The organism is Dyella ginsengisoli (assembly GCF_044904665.1).
Taxonomy (GTDB): Bacteria; Pseudomonadota; Gammaproteobacteria; order Xanthomonadales; family Rhodanobacteraceae; genus Dyella_A; species Dyella_A ginsengisoli.
In genome coordinates, this window is sequence record NZ_JADIKM010000001.1 from 492,716 (window position 1) to 514,482 (window position 21,767).

17 protein-coding genes are annotated in these 21,767 nt (G+C 68.4%); 8 read left to right on the top strand and 9 right to left on the bottom strand.

Features of this window, described 5'->3' with window-relative positions; all coding sequences use genetic code 11:
• Window positions 1-49: 49 nt before the first annotated feature.
• Both ISP17_RS02270 and ISP17_RS02275 read right to left on the bottom strand, forming a co-directional pair.
• On the bottom strand, window positions 50-2,218 hold the full coding sequence (locus tag ISP17_RS02270) for a primosomal protein N' (RefSeq protein WP_404629893.1): 2,169 nt from the start codon (window positions 2,216-2,218) through the stop codon (window positions 50-52).
• Window positions 2,219-2,657: 439 nt separating this feature from the next.
• Window positions 2,658-3,836, bottom strand: coding sequence for a DUF3667 domain-containing protein (locus ISP17_RS02275; protein ID WP_404629894.1), 1,179 nt, complete (start codon window positions 3,834-3,836; stop codon window positions 2,658-2,660).
• 109 nt (window positions 3,837-3,945) lie between these two features.
• On the opposite strand from ISP17_RS02275, the gene ISP17_RS02280 reads away from it, so the two are divergent.
• Entirely contained in the window at window positions 3,946-5,373 is a 1,428-nt protein-coding gene (locus ISP17_RS02280) for an MATE family efflux transporter (RefSeq protein WP_404629895.1), read from the top strand.
• Window positions 5,374-5,400: 27 nt separating this feature from the next.
• Complete coding sequence (gene sppA / locus ISP17_RS02285; protein ID WP_404629896.1) at window positions 5,401-7,269, top strand: signal peptide peptidase SppA; 1,869 nt, start codon at window positions 5,401-5,403, stop codon at window positions 7,267-7,269.
• Between the two features lie 118 nt (window positions 7,270-7,387).
• Here the strand turns inward: sppA and ISP17_RS02290 are convergent, their stop codons facing one another.
• Window positions 7,388-7,606 carry a hypothetical protein gene (locus tag ISP17_RS02290; RefSeq protein ID WP_404629897.1) on the bottom strand — a complete coding sequence of 73 codons (219 nt, stop codon included), beginning with the start codon at window positions 7,604-7,606 and terminating at the stop codon, window positions 7,388-7,390.
• Window positions 7,607-7,708: 102 nt separating this feature from the next.
• On the opposite strand from ISP17_RS02290, the gene ISP17_RS02295 reads away from it, so the two are divergent.
• Complete coding sequence (locus tag ISP17_RS02295) at window positions 7,709-8,491, top strand: SDR family oxidoreductase (protein ID WP_404629898.1); 783 nt, start codon at window positions 7,709-7,711, stop codon at window positions 8,489-8,491.
• A gap of 233 nt (window positions 8,492-8,724) precedes the next feature.
• Here the strand turns inward: ISP17_RS02295 and ISP17_RS02300 are convergent, their stop codons facing one another.
• Window positions 8,725-9,375, bottom strand: a complete 651-nt coding sequence (locus tag ISP17_RS02300) for a DUF4124 domain-containing protein (RefSeq protein ID WP_404629899.1) — start codon at window positions 9,373-9,375, stop codon at window positions 8,725-8,727.
• 33 nt (window positions 9,376-9,408) lie between these two features.
• A complete protein-coding gene (locus ISP17_RS02305) occupies window positions 9,409-10,353 on the bottom strand; it encodes a DegV family protein (RefSeq protein ID WP_404629900.1) in 945 nt (314 codons plus the stop codon).
• A gap of 281 nt (window positions 10,354-10,634) precedes the next feature.
• On the opposite strand from ISP17_RS02305, the gene ISP17_RS02310 reads away from it, so the two are divergent.
• From ISP17_RS02310 to ISP17_RS02320, 3 genes are all read left to right on the top strand, one after another.
• Window positions 10,635-11,420 (top strand): AMP nucleosidase, encoded by a 786-nt coding sequence (locus ISP17_RS02310; protein WP_404629901.1) that lies wholly within the window; start codon window positions 10,635-10,637, stop codon window positions 11,418-11,420.
• Window positions 11,421-11,732: 312 nt separating this feature from the next.
• A complete protein-coding gene (locus tag ISP17_RS02315; protein ID WP_404629902.1) occupies window positions 11,733-14,612 on the top strand; it encodes a TonB-dependent receptor plug domain-containing protein in 2,880 nt (959 codons plus the stop codon).
• Between the two features lie 82 nt (window positions 14,613-14,694).
• Window positions 14,695-16,518 carry a tetratricopeptide repeat-containing sulfotransferase family protein gene (locus ISP17_RS02320; RefSeq protein WP_404629903.1) on the top strand — a complete coding sequence of 608 codons (1,824 nt, stop codon included), beginning with the start codon at window positions 14,695-14,697 and terminating at the stop codon, window positions 16,516-16,518.
• A 15-nt stretch (window positions 16,519-16,533) separates the two neighbouring features.
• Here the strand turns inward: ISP17_RS02320 and grxD are convergent, their stop codons facing one another.
• The 4 genes from grxD to ISP17_RS02340 all read right to left on the bottom strand — a co-directional run bounded on the left by grxD (window position 16,534) and on the right by ISP17_RS02340 (window position 20,389).
• The gene (gene grxD, locus ISP17_RS02325) at window positions 16,534-17,457 is read right to left on the bottom strand and encodes a Grx4 family monothiol glutaredoxin (RefSeq protein ID WP_404629904.1); all 924 of its coding nucleotides are present in this window, start codon (window positions 17,455-17,457) and stop codon (window positions 16,534-16,536) included.
• Window positions 17,458-17,556: 99 nt separating this feature from the next.
• Complete coding sequence (locus ISP17_RS02330; RefSeq protein WP_404629905.1) at window positions 17,557-18,414, bottom strand: UDP-2,3-diacylglucosamine diphosphatase; 858 nt, start codon at window positions 18,412-18,414, stop codon at window positions 17,557-17,559.
• Between the two features lie 92 nt (window positions 18,415-18,506).
• Window positions 18,507-19,130, bottom strand: coding sequence for an SGNH/GDSL hydrolase family protein (locus tag ISP17_RS02335; RefSeq protein WP_404629906.1), 624 nt, complete (start codon window positions 19,128-19,130; stop codon window positions 18,507-18,509).
• A gap of 11 nt (window positions 19,131-19,141) precedes the next feature.
• Window positions 19,142-20,389 carry an aminotransferase class I/II-fold pyridoxal phosphate-dependent enzyme gene (locus tag ISP17_RS02340; protein WP_404629907.1) on the bottom strand — a complete coding sequence of 416 codons (1,248 nt, stop codon included), beginning with the start codon at window positions 20,387-20,389 and terminating at the stop codon, window positions 19,142-19,144.
• A 136-nt stretch (window positions 20,390-20,525) separates the two neighbouring features.
• On the opposite strand from ISP17_RS02340, the gene rsgA reads away from it, so the two are divergent.
• Both rsgA and ISP17_RS02350 read left to right on the top strand, forming a co-directional pair.
• Complete coding sequence (rsgA, locus tag ISP17_RS02345) at window positions 20,526-21,581, top strand: ribosome small subunit-dependent GTPase A (protein ID WP_404629908.1); 1,056 nt, start codon at window positions 20,526-20,528, stop codon at window positions 21,579-21,581.
• Between the two features lie 53 nt (window positions 21,582-21,634).
• The gene (locus ISP17_RS02350) at window positions 21,635-21,763 is read left to right on the top strand and encodes a hypothetical protein (protein WP_404629909.1); all 129 of its coding nucleotides are present in this window, start codon (window positions 21,635-21,637) and stop codon (window positions 21,761-21,763) included.
• Window positions 21,764-21,767 lie beyond the last annotated feature (4 nt).

Genomic DNA, 21,767 nt, shown 5'->3' on the forward strand with positions numbered 1-21,767 from the left:
CCGCCAAGTATACGAGGAGGGGGTGGGGATCCCGTGAGCGCACCGCGGTTCAGTACAGGTCGATCGGATCCACGTCGAGCGACCAGCGCACGCGTCGCGCGGTCGGCAGCTGGCCGAGCCTGCGTTGCCACGGGCGCGCCACCGCATGCAGCTGGGCGCGGCTGGACGCTTCCAACAGCAGTTGTCCGCGGTGGCGACCGGCGCGCAGCGCCATCGGCGCAGGCATCGGGCCGGCCAGTTGCAGCGCATGGTCGGCCGGCAGCGCAGCCGCGGCGGCGGCAAGGAAGGCGTCGACCGCGGCGCGCTCGTGCGCATCCGCGCGCAGCAGGATCTGATGGCTGAACGGCGGCAGCGCGACCTGCTCGCGTTCGGCCAGCAGCGCCCTGGCGGCGGCGCCGTAGCCGTGGGCCAACAGGCTGCGCAGCAGCGGATGATCGGGGTGATGGGTCTGCAGCAGCACGCGTCCGGGCTTGGCCGCGCGCCCGGCGCGTCCGGCCACCTGCACCACCAGCTGCGCCAGCCGCTCGCCGGCGCGGAAGTCGATGCTGTGCAGGCCCTCGTCCACGCCCACGATGGCGACCAGGGTGAGGTTGGGCAGGTCGTGGCCCTTGGCCAGCATCTGGGTGCCGACCAGGATCGCCGGAGCATCGGTGCGCAAGCCGTCCAGCAGGTGTTCGAAGGCGTCGCGGCGGCGGGTCGTCTCGCGGTCGATGCGCAGCACGGGCACCTCGGGGAACAGCGCGACAAGCGCCTCTTCCAGCCGCTCGGTGCCCTGGCCCTGCGGCCACAGCGCGCCGGCGCCGCAGGCGGGACATGCCGCCGGCACCTTGCTGCGGTAATCGCAGTGATGGCAGCGCAGCTGGCGCTGTCCCGCGTGCAGGGTCAGCGGCCGCTCGCAGCGCGGGCAGTCGGCATGCCAGCCGCAGGCGTGGCACAGCAGCACGGGCGCATAGCCGCGGCGGTTCCGGAACACCAGCACCTGCTCGCCGCGCGCCACCGTGTCGCGCACCGCGGCCTGCAGCGCGGGGGACAGGCCGTGATCGAGGTGCTGCGAGCGCACGTCGACGATCTGCACCTGCGGCGCGTGCGCGGCGGCGGGACGTGCGCGCAGGGCCAGCGCGCGGTAGCGCCCGGCCGCCACGTTGGCCAGTGACTCCAGCGATGGCGTGGCGCTGCCCAGCACGATCGGCACACCCAGCGCACGCGCGCGCACCAGCGCGAGATCGCGCGCGTGATAGCGGAAGCCCTCCTGCTGCTTGTACGCCGCGTCGTGCTCTTCATCGATCACGATCAGGCCGGCATGCGGCAGCGGCGTGAACACCGCCGAGCGGGTGCCCACGATCACCCGCGCCTCGCCGCTGCGCGCACGCAGCCAGGCGCGCGCGCGCTCGCCCTCGGCGAGGTTCGAGTGCAGCACCTCCACCGCCACGCCGAGGCGGTCACGCAGCCGGCGCAGGGTCTGCGGCGCCAGGCCGATCTCCGGCACCAGCAGCAGGCTCTGCTTGCCCTCGGCCAGCGCCTGCTCGATCAGCGCCAGATAGACCTCGGTCTTGCCGCTGCCGGTGACGCCGTCCAGCAGGAATGGCTGGAAACGCCCGCGCTCGGCCGCGATCGCGGCGACCGCCTGCTGTTGTTCGACGCTGAGCGGCAACGGTGCGCCGACAGGCATGGCCACGGCCGCGGCCGTGTGGCGTTCGATCAGTCCGGCCGGGGCGAGCCGGCGCGCGGCCGCGCGCCAGGCCGGCAGGCGCTCGGCCAGGGTGTCGGCGCGCTGAGGACCATCGGCCAGCAGCTGCAGCAGCAGCTGACTGGCGCCGCGCCGGCTGCCTGCGTCCAGCGCGCTGCGGCCGGCTGTGGTGAGTTGCCAGTACTCCTCGCGCGTGTCTGGCCACGGGCGCGGCTCGCGCAGCGCCAGCGGCAGCGCGTTGGCATAGGCCTCGCCCGGCGCAGCCAGCCAGTAGTCGGCGGCCCAAGCCAGAGTCTGCATCAGTTCGCCATCCAGCAGCGGGGCCGGATCGAGCACCTCGGTCACCGGTTTGAGCCTGCCCTCGGCCACGCTCGACGTGGCCGAGGGATCGACCACGATGCCCACCTTGCTGCCACGTCCGAACGGCACCCGCACGCGGCTCCCTGCCTGCAGCTCGCCCTCGGTGGGCGGCAGGTAATCGAACAGGGTGGGCAGGGGCACCGGCAGGGCGACGCGGACGACGGTGGGCATGGCTACCTCATGGGGAGGCCAGTGTAACGGGGGGAGGCGCCATGCACGGGCGCGGCCCGCTCCGCCGCATCTTTCCGTCGGCCCTGCGGCGCTGCGAGCCTTTGGACTTTCTTGCTGTACCGGACTCTAGAAAAGGGGGGTAAGTGACGTCTCTCCGGCCCTTTTTGCCCTTATCCACAGCTGCTGTGGATAACTCTGTGGATGCGGCGGGGAAGGGGCCTCTCCAGGCCCGACGTGACGCCCTTCCCGACGGTATGGGCAAGTTTTAGCCATGATCAAATAACATTTTTAATCAACGACTTGCAAATTTTGGTCAGCTGGGCTTCACACGTCTGCAACAGGCCCGGTGACCCGGTTGACACTCCGGTGACGCTGTGCAAAACCCCTTCGCCGATCTGAGCGCCTAGCGTTTGGCCGGCCGAAAAGTGTGATGCACGTCTCAGTGTGAGAGGCTCAGCACGGCGCCGAACAGTAAGGCCGTGGAGAGCAGCCAGATGTAGCACCAGCCCACCGCAAGATATTTCACGATGGTCATCGTCCAGCCCTGGCGATAGATGCGCTTCTGCATCAGCAGCAGGTAGGTGGGTGCCCAGATCACCAGCGCCCACTCCAGCAGCCGCACCGGACGTGCGGCCCAGCCGGCCAGCCCGGCCAGCCAACCCTCCAGCAGCAACAGGCCCACGCCCAGCAGCAGCGCCAGGAACAGGAAGGCGTGGCTGTGCAGGGCGACGATCATGTGCTCCACGTAGAGCCGCCGCTTGAACACGTAGAACAGCTTCAGCAGCAGGGCGAACAGCGGCAGCATCAGGAACAGCGCCTGCGGCAGCGAGGCGAACAGCTGCGCGGTGATGCGTTCCCTTGCCAGGGTGCCGGCTTCCCCGCCGGAGGCCAGCGCGTCGATGTTGGAATGCATGTGTTCCAGCGCCTGGGTAAGGCGGCGGTTGGCGAATGCCGGCAGCCAGCGCAAATGGACCGGATAGGCCCTGGCATCCCAGGCGGAGTTGAGTGGATCGGTGGCATCGGCATCGGCGTCGTTGCCAGCGGTATCGGCACGGGAGGCCTTGCCGGTGTCCGCGGTGCTGTTCGCTTTCGCCAGTTCGGCGAGCCGGTTTGCCGCTTCGGTGCGCAGCCGTGCCTGGGCGGCTGCCGCAGCGGCAATGGCCACCGGGTTCGTGCCGGGGGCCGCGCGTGCCGAATCCACCTTGGCCAGCTCGGCGTCCAGCGCTCGCTGCACGGCCGCGGGAGTGTCGGCGTGGTCGAACGGTGTCGACAGCACCACGGCGTTGCGGGGCACGTCGTCTGCGTCGATCGCGAGATGGCACACCGCGAAGGCCAGCAGGCACAGCACGAACATCAGCCGGAACGGCGCGATGTAGCGCACCCGCCGACCGGAGAAGTATTCCAGCGTCAGGAAACCCGGCTTGAGCAGGAGCGGCGGCAGCGTGTGAAGGATGCGGCCGTCCACGTGCAGCACCATGTCCAGGGTGTCTTCCACCATGTGGTGCACGGGCTTGAGCACGCTGTGGATCGACTGCCCGCAGTGGTGACAGAACTCGCCCTGCATCGGCGTGCCGCAGTTGGCGCAGCGCACCGCGCCGACCTGGTCCAGCTCGTTCATCGATCGATCCCTTCCCCTGGAAGCGGCAGATGGTGTCACAAGCGTGCGTCGCGATCAGCCGTGCCGAACGGCTCGGCTAGAATGCCCGGCCCTGTCGACCGTTTCTGCCATGAACCCCTTCCGTCCCGATCGCGCCCGGGTCGCGCACGAGCTCGGCGCCACCGTGCGCCTCGCCCTGCCGCTGGTCGCCGCCCAGCTGGCGGCGATCGGCTCCAACGTCATCGACGCGCTACTGTCGGGCCACTACAGCACCCACGTGCTCGGCGCGGTGGCGGTGGGCACGAACGTGTGGTCGCTGGCGATCGTCACCGGCATCGGCTTGATGATGGCGGTGCCGCCGTCGGTGGCGCAGCTGGACGGCGCCGGCCGCCGCCATGCGATCGGCGCGGTGTTCCGCCAGGCGCTGTGGCTGGCGCTGATCACCGGCGTGGTGCTGTGGTTCGCCGCGCGTCACGCCAGCCCGCTGTTCGCGTGGATCGGCGTGGCGCCGGACCTGCGCGAGGACGTGAGCGCGTTCCTGCACGCGATCAGCTGGGGTGCGCCGGCGCTGACCTGCTACTTCGCCCTGCGCGGGCTGTCCGAAGGCCTCTCGCTGACGCGCCCGTCGATGTTCTTCAGCCTCGGTGGCCTGGTGCTGCTGGTGCCGCTGGGCTACGTGTTCATGTACGGCAAGCTCGGTCTGCCGCCGCAGGGTGCCCGCGGCTGCGGCATGGCGACGGCGCTGGTGCTGTGGCTGGAGCTGATCGCCTTCGCGATCTACGTGATGCGCCACCGCAACTATCGCGGGTTGGGATTGCTGGACCATCTGGAGGGTCCGGACTGGCGGCGCATCGGCGAACTGCTGCACGTGGGCGCGCCGATGGCGGTCAGCCTGCTGGCCGAGGCCGGCCTGTTCGTCGCGGTAGCGCTTGGCATCAGCCGGCTCGGCGACGAAGTGGTGGCCAGTCACCAGGTGGCGCTCAACGTCGCCTCGCTGTTCTTCATGATCCCGCTGGGGCTGGCGATGGCGATCACCGTGCGGGTGGGCAACGCGGTCGGTCGCGGCGATGCGCGGGGCGTGCGCTACGCCGGCTTCTGCGGCATCGGGCTCAGCCTGGTCACCCAGCTGGTATCGGCGGCGGTGATGTTCGGCGCGCCGCACTGGATCGCCGGCCTGTATACCAACCAGGCCAAGGTGGTGGATCTGGCCGCGCAGCTGTTGTTGCTGGCCGGCGTGTTCCAGTTTTCCGACGGCATCCAGGTGGCCTCCAACGGCGCGCTGCGCGGCCTGAAGGACACCCGCGTGCCGATGGCGATCACCCTTTTCGCGTACTGGGTGGTCGGCATGCCGACCGGCTGGTGGCTCGCCTTCCACCAGGGACTGGGCGCGCGCGGCATGTGGATGGGCCTGATCGCGGGCCTGAGCGTGTCGGCGGTGATGCTGTTCACCCGGTTCTGGCGCAGCGCCTGGCGCCAGCGCTGGGACAGGACGACGCAGCCTGACGACCCACACATGACCGCGCCGGTGCAAGCCGGTACGCTGCCGATCGATCCGTAACCTCCCCCTTCCGCACAGGATGGCTGCATGACCGCTTCGCGCCCCAACGGCTTCTGGGCCTTTCTCCGCGTCCTCGGACGCGGGCTCAACGTGCTGCGGCTGGTCATCCTCAATACGGTGTTCTTCGGCCTGCTGTTCATCGTGCTGCTGGCGATGGTCGGGGTGTTCGCCGGACGCCATGCAGGGCTGGGGCTGCAGCCCGACTCGGTGCTGGTGATCAAACCCGAGGGGCGGCTGGTGGAGCAGTACAGCATCGCGCCGCTGCAGCGGGTGGTGTCGGGGCTGTCCGGCAACGAGCCGAAGGAAGTACAGGTGCGCGACCTGGTGCGCGCGATCGATGCAGCCGCCACCGACAAGCACATCACCCGCATCCTGCTGCTGCCCGACCAGCTGCAGGCCGGCGGCTTCGCCGCGCTGCGCGAGGTGGGTGCCGCGCTGGATCGCTTCCGCGCCGCCGGCAAGCCGGTGATCGCCTGGGGCGTGAACTACGACCAGGGCCAGTATTACCTCGCCTCCCACGCCGACCGCCTGCTGGTCGATCCGCAGGGTGGCGTGATGATCACCGGGCTGGCCAACTACCGGCTGTTCTACAAGGACCTGCTGGACAAGCTCGGCGTGCAGGTGCACCTGTTCCGCGTGGGCCAGTTCAAGAGCGCGGCCGAGCCGTACATCCTCGATCACGCCTCGCCCGAATCGAAGGAGGCCGACAGCTACTGGATGGGCGGCCTGTGGGACAACTACCTGGCCAGCGTGGCCAAGCGCCGCAAGCTGGACCCGGCCACGCTGCGCAGCGATATCGACCAGCTGCCGGACAACATCGGCCGGACCCACGGCAACCTCGCGCAGCTCTCGCTGGACGAGCATCTGGTCGACGGGCTCGCCACCGAGGCTGACGTCGAGACGATGATGCGCCGCGAGGGCGTGCCGGCGGGCAAGCAGGGTCGCGGCTTCCGCGCGGTGGATCTGTCCGGTTACGTGGCGCAGCTGCCGGACGACACCGACACCCTGTTCAAGCCCGGCGTGGCCGTGGTGGTGGCCGAGGGCGAGATCGCCGGCGGCAAGCAGCCGCAGGGCGAGATCGGTGGGCAGTCCACCGCCGCACTGATCCGCGCCGCGCGCGAGGACAAGAAGACCAAGGCGCTGGTACTGCGGGTGAACTCGCCCGGCGGTGAGGTGTATGCCGCCGAGCAGATCCGCCGCGAGGTGGAGCTGACCCGCAAGGCCGGCATCCCGGTGATCGTCTCGATGGGCGACGTGGCGGCCAGCGGTGGCTACTGGATCTCGATGAACGCCGATCGCATCTTCGCCGAGCCGAACACCATCACCGGCTCGATCGGCATCTTCGGCATGTACTACTCGATCCCCGACACGCTGGCCAAGCTCGGCGTGCAGAGCGACGGTGTGGCCACCGGGCCGATGGCCGGCGCGTTCGACATCACCCGGCCGCTCGATCCGCGGGTGGGCCAGGTGATCCAGGCGATCATCGACAAGGGCTACCACGACTTCGTCGGCGGCGTGGCCAGGGCGCGCGGCAAGGACTACGACGCGATCGACGCGATCGCCCAGGGCCGCGTGTGGACCGGCCAGCAGGCGCTGGATCGCGGGCTGGTCGACCAGCTCGGCGGCCTCGACGCCGCCATCGCCTATGCCGCGCAGCAGGCGAAGTTGGCCAAGGGTTACCCGGTGCGTTACGTGGAGCAGCCGCTGGGCGGCTTCGAGCAGTTCATGGTCGGCCTCAACCAGAGCGCCACGGTGCGCATCGCGCAGAGCTACGGCCTCCATCTGCCGAGCTGGATGGCCGAGCTGCCGCGGGCGATGCCGGAACTGCAGCTGCTACGCAATGCGCGGGCCGGTCGCCCCAACGTCTACGCCTACTGCTTCTGCGCACCGCGCTGAGGATCAGCGAACGCCGTATCGCTCACGGCGCCGGATCCGTCTCGGTCACCACCGGCTCCCGCTGCTGACGGCCGGCGTCGGCGCTCCGGATTAGTAGGCGCCGCGTTGCCGGGGGGATTTACTGCTCGGCCGCTTCGATCTGCTTGCGCTGTTCGGCGGCCTGCTGGTCGACGGTCTTCTGCACGTCCTTGGCACGCTGCTCGTCCTTCTTCATGTCGTCCCACGGCGTGGCCACATGCTCAGGCTTGGCCTCGGCCTGCGGGGCGGGTGGCTTGCCCGAGCAGCCGGCAAGCAGCAGGGCGGCGGCGAGCAGGGAAAGCGGCGCGCGTGGCGACATGGCGAAAGATCCGGTGCGGGCGAGGGCACGAGTGTCCCGCCGCGCGGCCCGTCGGAGCAAGGTGGCTGGCTCGCAACTGTGCGGCCGTTCTAAGCTCGACGCATGAATACACGCATCGATGCATGGCAACTGCAGGGTCACACCGCGCTGGTGACCGGCGCCAGCAAGGGCATCGGCTACGCCGCCGCGCGCGAGCTGGCGGGGCTGGGCGCCGATCTGCTGCTGGTGGCGCGCGACGAGGATTACCTGGAGCAGGTGCGCACCGAACTGGCCGACGATTTTCCCGGCATCGAGGTGCTGGCCTTCGGCGCCGACCTCGCCGAACCGGAGGAGCGGCTGGCGGTGTTCGACTGGATCGCCGACCTGGGCGCGCCGCTCTCGCTGCTGGTCAACAACGCCGGCGGCAACCAGCCGATGGCCACGCTCGATTACGCCCAAGACGACTACCGCGCGATCTTCGAACAGAACCTGTTCTCCGCCTTCGAGATGTGCCGGCTGGCGCATCCGCAGCTGGTGCAGCACGCCCACGCGGCGATCGTGAACGTCGGCTCCGTGTCGGGCATCACCCACGTGCGCACCGGCTCGCCGTATGGCATGAGCAAGGCGGCGCTGCACCAGCTCACCCGCAACCTCGCCGCCGAGTGGGCGGTGGACGGCATCCGCGTGAACGCGGTGGCGCCGTGGTACATCCGCACGCAGCGCACCGACGGCGCCCTGGCCGATCCGGATTATCTGGACGAGGTGCTCGACCACACGCCGCTGCGCCGGATCGGCGAGCCGGAGGAAGTGGCCGCGGCGATCGCGTTCCTGTGCCTGCCAGCGGCCAGCTACATCACCGGCCAGGTGCTGGCGGTAGACGGCGGCTTCATCAGCTACGGATTCTGAGCGGCGCGGGTTGTCCACAACGTCTGTGGACAGCTTCCGGACAAGTCTGTGGAGCGATGCCGCAAATCCGCAATACTCAAGGGCTTTCACCGGTTTGATGCCGGCTTGGCCAGGCACTCGTGGAGTTATCCAGCGCAACTGGGGATGGCCTGTGGACAAGCCTGTGGGTGATTGCGCCAAGTGGCCGCCGCGCGGTCACTTGCATCACTTTGCGCACGTTCTGTGCAGCGCGCTCAGCGGCCGCAGTTGGCGAGCTGCGCCTGCAGCTCGGCCTCGCGCTGCTCGAACGGTGCGCGTTCGCTCTTGAACGCCTGCTTGAGCTTGTGCTCGTTGTCGTCGTACTCGTCCTGCAGCGCGTCGCAGGTTTCCTCGGGGCCAAGTTCGCGACAGACGTCCTGCACCCACACGTAGTTGTTGGCGACCAGGCCGCTGGTCACCTTGCCCCGGTTGAGCTCGGGCGCCGAAGCGCCGCCTCCGCCGCCCGGGCCGTACACCGAGGCGAGCGGCGCCTGCACGGCGCCGAGCACCCCGAACGGTGCCTGATAAGGCTGCGGATCGCCGTTGCGGCTGAGGTAGATCTTGCCGTCGGTGGCGCGCTGGCAGCTGTACAGCACGGGCAACGGGGTGCTGGGAGCGGGCTGCGCGGACGGGGGCGGAGCGGGTGCTGCGGCGTCCGGCGCCGCTTCCTGTGGTTGTGGTGCCGGCTGTGTGGGCTGCGTATCGACGAGGTGGATCGCCTGCTGTTGCTGAGTGCGTGGGCAGGGCGCGTCCTGATAGGTGACGGCGCCCCCCGCGCCGGTGCACTTGTACACGGTCCCTGCCGCTGCCGGCGCGATGACGGCAAGCAGCAGGCAACCGGAGAGCAGGGAGTGCAGCGCGGTCATGGGCGAATCCCGTGAGGACCGGCCGATGATCGCTCAGAACTCGGCCACGTGCTCTTCCGCGGCAAAACCGACGGTGAGCGCACCCTCGCCCACGTTGACCATGCCGGTGATGCTCATCGGTGCCAGCATCAGGTCGACCTTGCATTCGTCGCAGGCGGCCTTGAGCGCGTCGTAACCGGGCAGCTTCGGCACATCGGCCAGGTCGCCGCCGTAGCTCAGGCACACCGCCGGCACCAGCAGGCCGGCATGCACGCGCTTGATCACGTAGTCGAACAGCACTTCCACGCCGTGCTCGAAGCCGCGCACCTTGCCCACCGGGCCGGTCTCGCCGCGGTAGGCGCGCAGCAGCGGCTTGATGTCCAGCGCCGAACCCATCACCGCGCTGAACAGGCCCACGCTGCGATCGCCCTTGGTCTTGGCGCGGGCGCGCAGGTAATACAGGTCGCGCGGCAGCATGTAGCCGTAAGAGTTGTTGGCGATATAGGTCAGCCGCTCGCGGATCGCCGCCGGCGTCTGGCCGGTCTTGAACAGACGCGTGGCTTCGACGATGGCCGGGGCCGAGCCGGCGAACACCGAGCGCGTGTCGATCACGCGCATCAGGAACGGGCCGGGCATGGTGGTCTGGTCACGCACGTCGCGGTAGTGCTTGAGCACTGCGAAGCTGGCCTTGATCACGTGGTCGTTGATCGGGCTGCGCGTGGCGGTGATGGTGAGACAGAACACGCAGTCCTTTTCCAGGACGAGCTTTTCCAGGAACAGCTTCTGCACGTCCTCCACCGAGCACGGCTCGGTGGAGGCGGAATGGCTGCGGCTGCCCATCTTCAGGTCGAAGAATCGCTGGATTTCCGCCGGATCGCGGTTGTCCTTGAACACGTCCTTGTCGATGTTCACGGCGATCGGCATCACCGCGATATCGTGCTCCTCGATGAACGCCTGCGGCAGGTCGCAGGAAGCATCAATGGCCAGGCCCATACGCATAACGTGTCACCCCTCCAGAAGGCGCGCCGAACATAACACGGGCTTCCCCGCCGTGATCCACGCCGCAAAGCAGCATTTTGGCGGTGCCCGATGAGGGGCTATCGACCCCTGCTGCGCGAACCTTGAGGCCGCCCGCTTGGGGCGGCGACATCGCCGCCGCATACGGTTCTGGCGGCAGCGCCAACGGCGCCCCTAGAATGGCGTACCGACTTTGGCATCGTGCCGGCGTGGCGTCGCCGGTAATGCGGGATGGATCCATCTCGCCGACCCGCAGAGGTCCCATGAAAAGCAAGCAAGAGATCGTCTCCAACTGGCTGCCGCGTTACACCGGCACGCCGCTGGAGCAGTTCGGCCAGCACATCCTGCTGACCAATTTCGGCCACTACGTGGAGTTGTTCGCGCAGTGGCACGGGGTGGAAGTGCAGGGCCGCGACCGCCCAATGCCCAACGCCACCGCCGACGGCATCACCCTGATCAACTTCGGCATGGGCAGCCCCAACGCGGCCACCGTGATGGACCTGCTCAGTGCGATCGGGCCCAAGGCCGCGCTGTTCCTGGGCAAGTGCGGCGGCCTGAAGAAGAAGAATCAGATCGGTGATCTGGTGCTGCCGATCGCGGCGATCCGCGGCGAAGGCACCTCCAACGACTACCTGCTGCCGGAGGTGCCGGCGCTGCCGGCGTTCCAGCTGCAGCGCGGCGTGTCCACGATGATCCGCGACCTCGGCTACGACTACTGGACCGGCACGGTGTACACCACCAACCGCCGCGTGTGGGAGCACGACGAGGCGTTCAAGGACTACCTGCGCCGTACCCGCTGCATGGCGGTGGACATGGAAACGGCCACGATCTTCTCGGCCGGCTTCGCCAACCGCATTCCGTGCGGCGCGCTGCTGCTGGTGTCGGACCAGCCGATGATTCCGGAAGGCGTGAAGACCGAAGCCAGCGACCGCCAGGTCACCGGCCAGTTCGTCGAGCGTCACATCCGCATCGGCGTGGAAGCCCTCAAGCTGGTGCGTCGCCACGGCCGCAGCGTGAAGCACCTGCGCTTCGAGGAAGAGATCGAGTAGCTCAGCCGTGAGGTTCGGCTACCCGCGACACAGCGCCTGTTGACGTCCTGGGTCCTCGCTCGACTCCGGTCCCGTCCGCGGAGGCCTGAAGCCTTCGCGAGCGTGAACGAGCAATGGTGCGCCCGTAGGGTGTCGCGGCCGAGAGCTGACCGAACAAAGCGTTGATTTCAGGACGAATTCACCGTCGCATTAAAGTGCCGTTGACCTTGTGTGAGAAAAACGTGATAAAGGTATGTGCCAAAAGTCACAAAAACACTAGGTACTGGCAGGCACTTGTTCGCTTTCAACGCAACTCTTCGGGAGGGTTTTTACATGAATTTCGGCACCAAAAAGCTGACCACCTCGGTCCGCGCGGCACTGTCGCTCAGCGCCGTTCTGGCCGCAGGCATAGCCAGCCCTGCGTTTGCCCAGGACTCGACACAGAGCACCTCGGCAGATCAAAAAAATGCCACCAAACTGGAGACCATCACGGTCACCGGCTCGCGCATTCGTCGCGTGGACCTGGAAACCTCCAGTCCGGTGGTGACCATCGACCGGGCGCAGATCGAGCGCGCGGGCAAGCTCACCCTGGGTGACCTGGTGCAGCAGCTGCCGGAAATCGCCGGCGCAGCGACCAACCCGGCGGTGAACAACGGCGGCGGCGACGGCGCCTCCACGGTGTCCCTGCGCGGCCTTGGCTCGCAGCGCACGCTGCTCCTGCTGGATGGCCACCGCGTCGCCTATCAGGATCTGAACTCGATCCCGCTGGCGATGATCGAGCGCGTCGATGTGCTGAAGGACGGTGCTTCGGCGGTGTACGGCTCCGACGCCATCGGCGGCGTGGTCAACTTCATCACCCGCAAGGATTATCAGGGCGCGCAGGTCAGCGTCGATTACGGCGTGTCCGGCCACGGTGGCGACGGCAAGCGTCGCGGTTTCTCGGCGGTCTTCGGCCAGACCAGCGACAAGGGCGGCATCACTGTCGGCGTCAACTACAACAAGCAGGACGCCGTCAGCGCCGGCAACCGCAAGTTCTCGAACCCGGCGCTGTACAACTATTTCGGTAGCATCTTCCCGCTGGGTTCGTCGTTCATCCCCAACGGCCGCTACGTCATTCCGCGCACCGTGGCTGCAGCCAGCGGCCTGAGCTGCGCCGGCACCAGCGCCAACGTCTCGGTGACCCGCATCGACGGCACCAACGGCGCGGCGGGCAGTGATTTCCGTTGCTACCAGGGTTCGGGTGCCGGCAACGACACCTTCAACTATGCCCCCTACAACATCGAGATGACCCCGGCCGAGCGCGGCGGCATCTTCACGACGGGCAATTACCAGCTCACCGACAGCGTGCAGGCCTACTTCACCGGCTTCACGCAGAAGACCCGCTCCAACTATCAGCTGGCCCCGCTGCCGCTGATCTTCGGTGCCGACTCCGGCGTGATCCTGTCCAAGGACAGCATCTACAACCCGTTCGGTGTGGATGTTTCCAGCGGCGGCTGGCGTGACGTGATCGGCGGCAACCGCATCGGTCAGTACCGCACGCAGGCCGACCAGATGAACCTCGGCTTCCGCGGCAACTTCGGTCAGTCCAGCTGGCAGTGGGACGCCGGCGTGGTGTGGGCGCGCACCACCCAGAAGGGCAGCTTCAGCGGTTATTACTTCAAGTCCGGACTCGCCGCTGCGGTCGGTCCGTCGTACATTGATGCCAACGGCAACCCGGCTTGCGGCACGGCCACCAATCCGATCGCCAACTGCACGCCGGTCAATCTGTTCGATCCGGCGCAGTCTGCGGCCGCCCTCGCCGGTCTGCGGGTGACTCCGAGCGCCCAGAGCTATGCGTCTGAAAAGACCGCCTACGCGACGGCCAACGGCGAGCTGTTCAATCTGCCCGCTGGCGCAGTGAGCGCTTCGGTCGGTGCCGAGTACCGCAAGGACACCTCCTCGCTGACCCCGGACTTCGTCTCGCTGATCACCGATCCGAACCTCGGCAGCTGCCAGACCAGCCAGGACGCCTGCCGCTCGGCCCAGGCCGGCTCGATCAACGTCAAGGAACTCTACGGTGAGTTGTTCGTGCCGGTGCTGGCCGACATGCCGTTTGCCAAGTCCCTCAACGTGACGCTCGGCTCGCGTTATTCGAAGTACTCCTCGGCCGGTTCGACCACCAACTCGCGTTTTGGCATCGAGTACCGCCCGATCGACGACGTGCTGGTCCGCGGCACGGTCGACCAGGTGTTCCGCGCACCGACCATCGGCGACCTGTTCGGCGGCGTCACTCCCAGCGCTGACACCTACAAGGATCCGTGCTCGGGTGCCGGCTACAGCGCCAGCAACCCCGCCTGCGCCGGCGCCCCGGCTGGCTTCGTGCAGGGCACTGCGCAGACCCGCGCGCTCTACGGCAGCAACAGCAGCCTGAAGCCGGAGCAGGGCAAGTCGATCTCCTGGGGTGTGGTGTATGACCCGCATTACGTCCAGGGCCTGTCGGTCTCGGCCGACCTGTGGCGCATCTATCTGAACGACACGATCGGTTCGCTGGGTACCCAGACGATCATCGACCAGTGCTACAAGTTCGGGCGCTACTGTGATCTGCAGACCCGCAACGCGCAGACCGGCGACATCGAGACCGTCAACAACACCTCGCAGAACGTCGGTCGCGTCACGGTGTCGGGCCTGGACGTCGGCGTGAAGTACAAGCTGCCGGAATTCAGCTTCGGCAACTTCATGCTGACGCTGGACACGACCTACCTGAAGACCTACAACCGCGAAGCGATCGCTGGCGACATCAGCAGCCAGTACAACTACGCCGGCACCTACACCTCGTCGGCCACCGGTGGCGACGGCAACTACTCGCGTCTGCGTGGCATGGTCGGCCTGCTGTGGAACCTTGGTGACTTCGATGCGGCGATCCGTACCCGCTATGTGGGCGGCGTGCGCTTCGGCGATACCGTCTCCACCCCGGCTGGCTACAACACGGTGGCCAAGGCGAGCGATCCGAACACCGCCGTGCAGAGCTTCCATGCCGGTGCATACGCGATGACCAACATCCAGTTCGGCTATCAGTTCAAGCCCTGGAATGCGCGCATCGACGTGGGTGTGGACAACGCCTTCGACCGTCAGCCGCCGATCCTGTGGCAGTACGGCTTCAACGGCAACACCGACGAGCGTACGTACGACACCGTGGGTCGCTACTACTGGACCCGCCTGACGGTGAAGTTCTAAGTTCGACAAGATGTAAGGCAACATGGCCGCGCGATGCCTTGCATCGCGCGGCTTTTTTTTGGCTGGAACCAAGGTTTTCCGAATGACCGTTGCGGACGATGCCACCCTGATCGCCTTGCTTCAGCAAGAGCGCTGGAGCGACCTGGAACACGCTGCGCATGGTCGAGTGCAGGTTGATCCGGCGTCTGTACTCGCGCTGTTTGCGCTGGCCACCGCACGGCGCGAGTCCGGCAAGCTCGAAACGGCGGTTGAGGCATATGTGCGTCTGACGACGCTGGAGCCATCGGACCCGGCGCATCTGCAGAATCTCGCTGCCGTGGAGCGCCAGCTTGGTCGACGCGCCGAGGCAGAGGTCCATTACGCCAGAGCGCTCGCGCTCTCGCCAGGCAATCCCGAGCTGCTGCTTGACGCCGGATTGCTGGCGCTGGATGACGCCCGGTTGTTCGATGCCCGGGATCGGCTCGCCGCCGCCGTGCGGACCGCGCCCGGATGGCCCGTTCCACTGGTGTTCCTCGCACGCTGCCAGGCGGAACTGTGCGAGGACGACCAGGTTCGCCACTGCCTGGACCGGCTGCCGCTGGAGCAGCTTCCGCCCGATCTCTGTCTGGAGGTGGGCAATCTTGCGGCGCAGATAGGCGATACCGACCTCGCCAGCCAGCAGTGGGAGCGGGCTCGGCGCGATCCTGCATGGCGCGACCGCGCCACCGCCTTGCTCGCGGGCTTGCATGAACGCCTTAACCGGGTCGATGCGGCTCGTGAGCTGCTGGCGACTTTGCCGGCGCCGGCTGCCGCAGGCGATCCGGTGACGAGGCAGGAAATTCTCCAGTCGATGGCTGCGGTGGCCGCGCGCGACCGGCATGTGGATGCGGCCGTGGACAGCTACCAGGCCTTGCTGGCGTCGCCGTTGGGAGATGCTGTCCGTGCCCGCGTGGGCTTCGATCTGGGGCGCCTGCTGGTCGACCAGCGCGGACGGGAGTTCGAGGCGTTGGCCACACTGGGTGCCGCGCACGCATGCCAGGTGTCCATGCTCGAGCGTGCGATGCCCGCATTCGTGGAAGCGCCGCCGGAACCGCTCACGCTGGCACTCGCTGATCTTCCCGAGGGTTGGATGCCGCTGTCGCAGGGAGCACCGGCGGCCAACGCATCGCCGGTATTCGTGGTCGGGTTTCCGCGATCCGGCACCACGCTTCTGGAGCAGATGCTGGATGCCCATCCGGCGCTTGTTTCGATGGATGAGCGCACCTTCATCCAGGACGCCATCGACGACATGCAGCGCGATAACGGTCTGATCTATCCCGATGGGCTGGCCAGACTCGATGCCCGAGATCTTGATCGCCTGCGCGCGCGCTACTTCGAGCGGGTAGCCACGCAGGTGGCGCTGGCTCCGGGCGTGCGACTGGTGGACAAGAACCCGCTCAATATCCTGCGGCTGCCGATGATGGCTGCGCTATTTCCCAATGCGCGCTACATCCTTGCCCTGCGACATCCCTGCGACGTGCTGCTGAGCTGCTACATGCAGAACTTCCGCTCGCCGGTGTTCCAGTATCTGTGCCGTGACCTGCCCAGCATCGCGACGGCCTATGCCAACGCGATGCAGGGCTGGATGCATACGACCGGCATCCTCTCGCCCGCGTGCCTGACCGTGCGATACGAGGACTTGCTGGACGACTTCGAAGGTACAACGACTGAGTTGGCCAGGTTCCTTGATCTGCCCGACGCGCAGCCCATGCTGCGCTATCACCAGCACGCGCAGGCGAAGGGTTACATCAGTACGCCGAGCTATGCGCAGGTAGTGCAGCCGCTCAACCGGAAGGCCGCGTACCGCTGGAAGCGCTTCGCCGCTGCATTCGAAGAGGCGATGCCGACGCTGCAACCGTGGCTGCAGCGTTGGGGTTATGAGTCCTGAAGCAAGCGCAACGGCTCAGTAGCGCGGCACGCCCGAGTCGATCTCGGCGGCCCAGGCGTCCATGCCGCCTTCGACGTTGAACACCTGGCTGAAACCGTGCGCGGCGAAGCGCTCGGCGACGCCGCGGCTGGACATGCCGTGGTGGCAGATGAAGGCGATCGGGGTGTCCTTCGGCAGAGCGGCGAGGGCATCGTAGCCTTCGTCTTCCAGTACGCGGGCCTGCGCCAGCGGCGCGGCCTGGGCGCGGCCGCTGGCCGGGCGCACGTCGATCAGGGTGAGGTCGCCGGCGGCAAGGCGCTGCTGCAGCTCCTGCACGGTCAGCGACTTGATCTCCTGCGCACCGGGAAACTTCAGGCTGAGGCCCTCGCCCTGCACGGTGGAGACCCAGTCGATCACGATGCCCTTGGCGCGCTGGGCGCTGGCCGGGTCGAAATGGATGGTCAGACCGTTGGATTCGGCCACGATGTCGTGGTCGCCGGCCGGCGCGAGCTGGAAGCCGGCGCTGTAGTCCGGGCCGATTTCCAGGTGGATCGCCACGCCCGTCGCGCTGGCGGTGCCCTGGCGGATCATCTCGGCGGCCTTGTCGGTGATGGTGATTTCCGGCGGCGTGCGGTCCGGCGCGGCGGCGCCGAACAGCGTGTGCAACTCGCCGCTGGTGTACATCTGGCGAATGATGTCCGAGCCGCCGACCAGCTCGCCGTCCACGTACAGCTGCGGGATGGTGGGCCACTCGCCGTAGATCTTGATGCCTTCGCGGATCTCCGGGTCTTCCAGCACGTTGACCGTGTGGTAGTCCGGCAGCAGTTCGTTCAAGGTGTTGGTGGCGGCGGCGGAGAAGCCGCACATCGGCTGCTGGCGGTTGCCCTTCATGAACAGCACCACGCGGTGTGCGCTGAGCAGGGACTGGATGCGTTCGCGGGTGGCGGGATCGAGGGACATGCGGGGCTCCGGCAAAGAGGGCAATGATACGCCCCCTCCCATGTGCTGGCGGCCGGGATGGAGTTCAAGCGCGCCGGGCATCTCGCCGCAGCCGCGGCCTCAGGCCGCAGGGCGCAGTTCGCCCAGATCGCGCCGGCGTCGGGCCAGCGGCGCCAGTGCCAGCGCGGCGGCCGGCGAGGGCAGCACCAGCTCGCGGCTGGCGCGGCCCAGCGCGGTGGGCTGTTCGCTCCAGTGGATCAGCTCCATCGCGCCGGTGTGGTCTTCCACCAGCGCGGTGCAGTGTTCCACCCAGTCGCCGTCGTTGAGGTAGAGCACGCCGTCGACGTCGCGCACCTGGCCAAAGTGGATGTGGCCGCAGATGTGGCCGTCGAAGCCGCGCTCGCGGGCGTCGTCGGCCACGCGCTGCTCGTAGGCGCGGATATAGGCCAGCGCCTTGCCCACGTGCGACTTCACGATGATCGACAACGGCAGGTAGGGCATGTCCATGCGCCGGCGCCACGCGTTGACGCGGCGGTTGCTCCAGCAGATGAAGCGGTGCATCGCCTCGCCCAGTTGCAGCATCCAGCCGCGGCCGACCTGTTCCGGGTCGAACTCGTCGCCGTGGCTGACCCGGTAGCGGCGCCCATCGGCGCCTTCGTGCACGGCATCCAGCGCGATCCGCACGCCGCCGAAATCCTGTCCGGCCAGGCCGCGCAGCGCCGCGTCGTGGTTGCCGGGGATGTAGGTGACCTCGACGCCGCGGCGGGCCATGTCGAGCACCTCGGCAATCACCGCGGCGTGGTCGGCATGCCACCACATGCGCTTGCCCAGCGCTTCGAGATCGATGATGTCGCCCACCAGGTACAGCCGCTCGCAGCGCAGCTGGCGCAGGAAGTCGAGCAGGTAGCGTGCCTTGCAGTCGGGCGTGCCCAGGTGGACGTCGGAGATGAAGGCGCTGCGGCAGCGGAAGGTGGCCATGGCGTCGGTTCCCGGTGTGATCCGGGGCACCAGTGTCGGCGTGGTGCATCACCGCGCGATGGCGGCAAGGTTGCAGTGCGGTTGCCGCCGCCTCAGCGCAGGGCGCGGCGCGCGGTCGGTGCGATCCGCTCGGCCCAGCGCGCGTACTGCCGGGCGTCGGGGTGCAGGCCGTCCTCGGCCAGTTCGTCGGGGTGCTCGCGCGACAGGTCGGTGATGTCGACGAAGGCGGCGCCGGTCGCTTCGGCCGCCGCGCGCGCCAGCGCGTTGAAGCGGTCCAGCGCCGCGCCGATCGGTGCGGCATCGTGCCCGTGCTCGCGGGCGAAGCGGGTGACGCCCCAGTCGGGAATCGATACCACCACCACGCGCTCGGGGCGGTCGCCGGCCAGCGCCACCGCGCGCGCCAGCAACTGGCGAAACTCCCCGATGTAGTCATCCGCGCCACGGCCGCGGTACTGGTTGTTCACGCCGATCAGCAGGGTCACCAGGTCGTACGCCGGCGCCTGCTGCGCTTCGTCCATGGCGGCGGCGAGCTCGTCGGTGGTCCAGCCGGTGGTGGCGACGATGCGCGGCGGCGCCAGCGCCGTCCCTTCCGCCATCAGCTGCCGTGCCAGCTGCATCGGCCAGCGGGCGTCTTCCGGCACGCCTTCGCCGATGGTGTAGGAGTCGCCCAGGGCGAGGTGGCGCAGCGGGTCCGCCGCCCGAGTCGGTGTGCTCATGGGGGGCGCGCTCAGCCGGCTACTGCCATGCGCGGCGCCGGCTGCTCGGCGGCCATCTGTGCCAGCGCGCGTTCGATCCGCACGAACACCTCGCGCAAGTCGTGCGGCGGCGGCAGCAGGGTGAGCCGGAACTGGCGGCTGGACGGCACATTGAAGCTGGTGCCCGGCACCATCAGCACCGACTCGCGCTCGAGCAGGCGCAGGGCGAAGTCGCTGTCGTCGAACACCGGCAGGCGATCGGCGCGCACGGCCGGGAACGCATACAGCGCACCCTCGGGGGCGACCAGCTGCAGATAATCGCTGGCGGCGACGCCTTCGATCACCGCCCGGCGGGCCTCGTGCAGCCGACCGCCCGGCGCGGTGAGCGCGTGGATCGTCGGCGCACTTTGCAGTGCCGGCAGCACCGCCCACTGTGCGGTGGCGTTGGCGCACAGGCGCAGCGCAGCGAGCAGCTGCAACGCGTCGCGGTATTCAGCGGTGCGCGCGGGATCGCCGGACAGACTCATCCAGCCGATGCGGTAGCCGCAGGCGCGGTGCACCTTGGACAGCCCGCCGAAGCTCACGCACGGCACCTCGCCGGCCACTTCCGCCAGTGGCTGGAACACCGCGTCGTCGTAGAGGATCTCGTCGTAGATCTCGTCGCACAGCAGCAGCAGGCGATGCCGCGCGGCGATCGCCACCAACTGCTCGAGCAGCTCGCGCGGATAGACTGCGCCGGTGGGGTTGTTTGGATTGATCAGCACCAGCGCCCGGGTGCGCGGCGTGACCAGCGCCTCGATCTCGGCCGGGTCGGGCAGGTGGCCGTTCTCCGGCAGGCAGCGGTAATAGCGCGGCGTGCCGCCGTTGAGGATGGTGGCGGCGCTCCACAGCGGATAGTCCGGGCTGGGCAGCAGCACCTCGTCGCCGGTCTGCAGCAGGGCGCGCAGGCTGATGTCGATCAGCTCGCTCACGCCGTTGCCGATGAAGATGCGTTCGACCTCCACGCCGCGCGCACCGCGGGCGCGCTGCTGCTCGGCGATGGCGGCGCGGGCCTCTTCCAGCCCCTGCTCGTGGCCGTAACCCTCGCTGTCGCCCAGGTGCGCGGCGATCGCCTCGCGCAGGTGCGCCGGCGTGTCGAAGCCGTAGCGGGCGGGGTTGCCGATGTTGAGCTTGATGATCGGACGGCCTTCGGCCTCCAGGTCGCGCGCGCGCCGCGTCAAAGCACCGCGGATGTCATAGCGCACGTTCGCCAGGTGCGTACTGGGTTTGATCGGGGCCAACGAGGTGTTCCTTCGCTTTGCTGCACCAGCGCTTGCCGCCGGCGGTCACCCGATGCTAGCAGCGTCGACGGCGCCGGTGGAGCCGAATCCGGGCGTCATATCGGCCGGCCGCGGGGCAGGGCATAATCGCCAGACCATGAGCGATGCCCTGATCATCGAACGCTTGCGCCGCATCGGCTGGCGCGGCAATGAGCTGCCTGCCGATGGCCTGCGGCTCGCCCGCGTGGTAGCTCAGCACCGGGCCGGCTACGAGCTGCACGACGGCGAGCACCTGTTCGGCGCGCAGCCGGCGGGCCATTTCCTCAAGCGCGGCCTGGATCCCTCTGAGCGCCCGGCGGTGGGCGACTTCGTCGAGTTCGAGCCGGGCGCGCCGCCGCACATCCAGCGCGTGCTGGAACGTCGCACGGTGCTGTCGCGCGCGGCGGCGGGCGAGCGCTATGAGCGGCAGATCATCGCCACCAATATCGACTACGTGCTGGTGCTCACCGGGCTGGATGGCGACTTCAACGCCGCGCGCATCGAGCGCTATCTCACCCTGGTTGAGGATTCCGGCGCCCAGCCGGTGGTGCTGCTGAGCAAGCTCGACCTGCTCGACGATGCCGCCGCTCGCCTGGCCGAGCTGCGCGCGCGCCTGCCGGCCACCACGCCGATCCATGCCCTCAACGGCAAGAGCCGCGACAGCGCCGGGTTGCTGGCGCCCTACCTCAAGCCGGGCGACAGCGCGGTGCTGGTGGGATCGTCCGGTGCGGGCAAGTCCACCCTCACCAACACGCTGCTCGGCACCGACAAGCTGGCCACCGCCGCGGTGCGTGCCCACGACAGCCGCGGCCGCCACACCACTACCCACCGCGCGCTGCTGCAGCTGCCCACCGGCGGCTGCCTGATCGACACGCCGGGGATGCGCGAGCTCAAGCTCACCGGCGAGGAGGATCTCGACCTGTTCGCGGACATCGAGGCGCTGGCCGAAACCTGCCGCTTCGCCGACTGCGGCCACGGCAGCGAGCCCGGCTGTGCCGTGCAGCGGGCGCTGGACAGCGGCGACCTCGCCCCCGAGCGCTGGCGCAACTACCTCAAGCTGCGCGACGAGCGCGAGGACCAGGCGGCCACGCTGGAGGCCCGCCTGCGCCGGCAGCGCGGCGGTCGCCCGATCGATCGCCCGCATGGCCATCGCGGCCAGCGTGAGCGGGACTGAGCGACACCACCATGCTGTCCAGTCGCCCACCAACGCATCCACGGCTGATTGGCATGACGATCCTTGTTACTGGAGCCTCGCGGGTGATCGCCGATCGCGCGTCGCCAAACGCCGTGATCCTGCCCGCCTCGGTCATGCCCATCCTGGTCGCCGCGCTCGCGCGAAAGTCGCGAGGCCGCTAGCGCG

What these genes read in the sequence shown, in the direction of transcription:
- ISP17_RS02275 (WP_404629894.1), bottom strand. Translation starts at nt 3,836, where the DNA reads ATGAACGAGCTGGACCAGGTCGGCGCGGTGCGCTGCGCCAACTGCGGC.
- ISP17_RS02290 (WP_404629897.1), bottom strand. Translation starts at nt 7,606, where the DNA reads ATGTCGCCACGCGCGCCGCTTTCCCTGCTCGCCGCCGCCCTGCTGCTT.
- grxD (WP_404629904.1), bottom strand. Translation starts at nt 17,457, where the DNA reads ATGTCCCTCGATCCCGCCACCCGCGAACGCATCCAGTCCCTGCTCAGC.
- ISP17_RS02350 (WP_404629909.1), top strand. Translation starts at nt 21,635, where the DNA reads ATGACGATCCTTGTTACTGGAGCCTCGCGGGTGATCGCCGATCGCGCG.
- ISP17_RS02305 (WP_404629900.1), bottom strand. Translation starts at nt 10,353, where the DNA reads ATGCGTATGGGCCTGGCCATTGATGCTTCCTGCGACCTGCCGCAGGCG.
- ISP17_RS02295 (WP_404629898.1), top strand. Translation starts at nt 7,709, where the DNA reads ATGAATACACGCATCGATGCATGGCAACTGCAGGGTCACACCGCGCTG.
- ISP17_RS02300 (WP_404629899.1), bottom strand. Translation starts at nt 9,375, where the DNA reads ATGACCGCGCTGCACTCCCTGCTCTCCGGTTGCCTGCTGCTTGCCGTC.
- ISP17_RS02280 (WP_404629895.1), top strand. Translation starts at nt 3,946, where the DNA reads ATGAACCCCTTCCGTCCCGATCGCGCCCGGGTCGCGCACGAGCTCGGC.
- ISP17_RS02320 (WP_404629903.1), top strand. Translation starts at nt 14,695, where the DNA reads ATGACCGTTGCGGACGATGCCACCCTGATCGCCTTGCTTCAGCAAGAG.
- ISP17_RS02335 (WP_404629906.1), bottom strand. Translation starts at nt 19,130, where the DNA reads ATGAGCACACCGACTCGGGCGGCGGACCCGCTGCGCCACCTCGCCCTG.
- rsgA (WP_404629908.1), top strand. Translation starts at nt 20,526, where the DNA reads ATGAGCGATGCCCTGATCATCGAACGCTTGCGCCGCATCGGCTGGCGC.
- sppA (WP_404629896.1), top strand. Translation starts at nt 5,401, where the DNA reads ATGACCGCTTCGCGCCCCAACGGCTTCTGGGCCTTTCTCCGCGTCCTC.
- ISP17_RS02315 (WP_404629902.1), top strand. Translation starts at nt 11,733, where the DNA reads ATGAATTTCGGCACCAAAAAGCTGACCACCTCGGTCCGCGCGGCACTG.
- ISP17_RS02330 (WP_404629905.1), bottom strand. Translation starts at nt 18,414, where the DNA reads ATGGCCACCTTCCGCTGCCGCAGCGCCTTCATCTCCGACGTCCACCTG.
- ISP17_RS02310 (WP_404629901.1), top strand. Translation starts at nt 10,635, where the DNA reads ATGAAAAGCAAGCAAGAGATCGTCTCCAACTGGCTGCCGCGTTACACC.
- ISP17_RS02270 (WP_404629893.1), bottom strand. Translation starts at nt 2,218, where the DNA reads ATGCCCACCGTCGTCCGCGTCGCCCTGCCGGTGCCCCTGCCCACCCTG.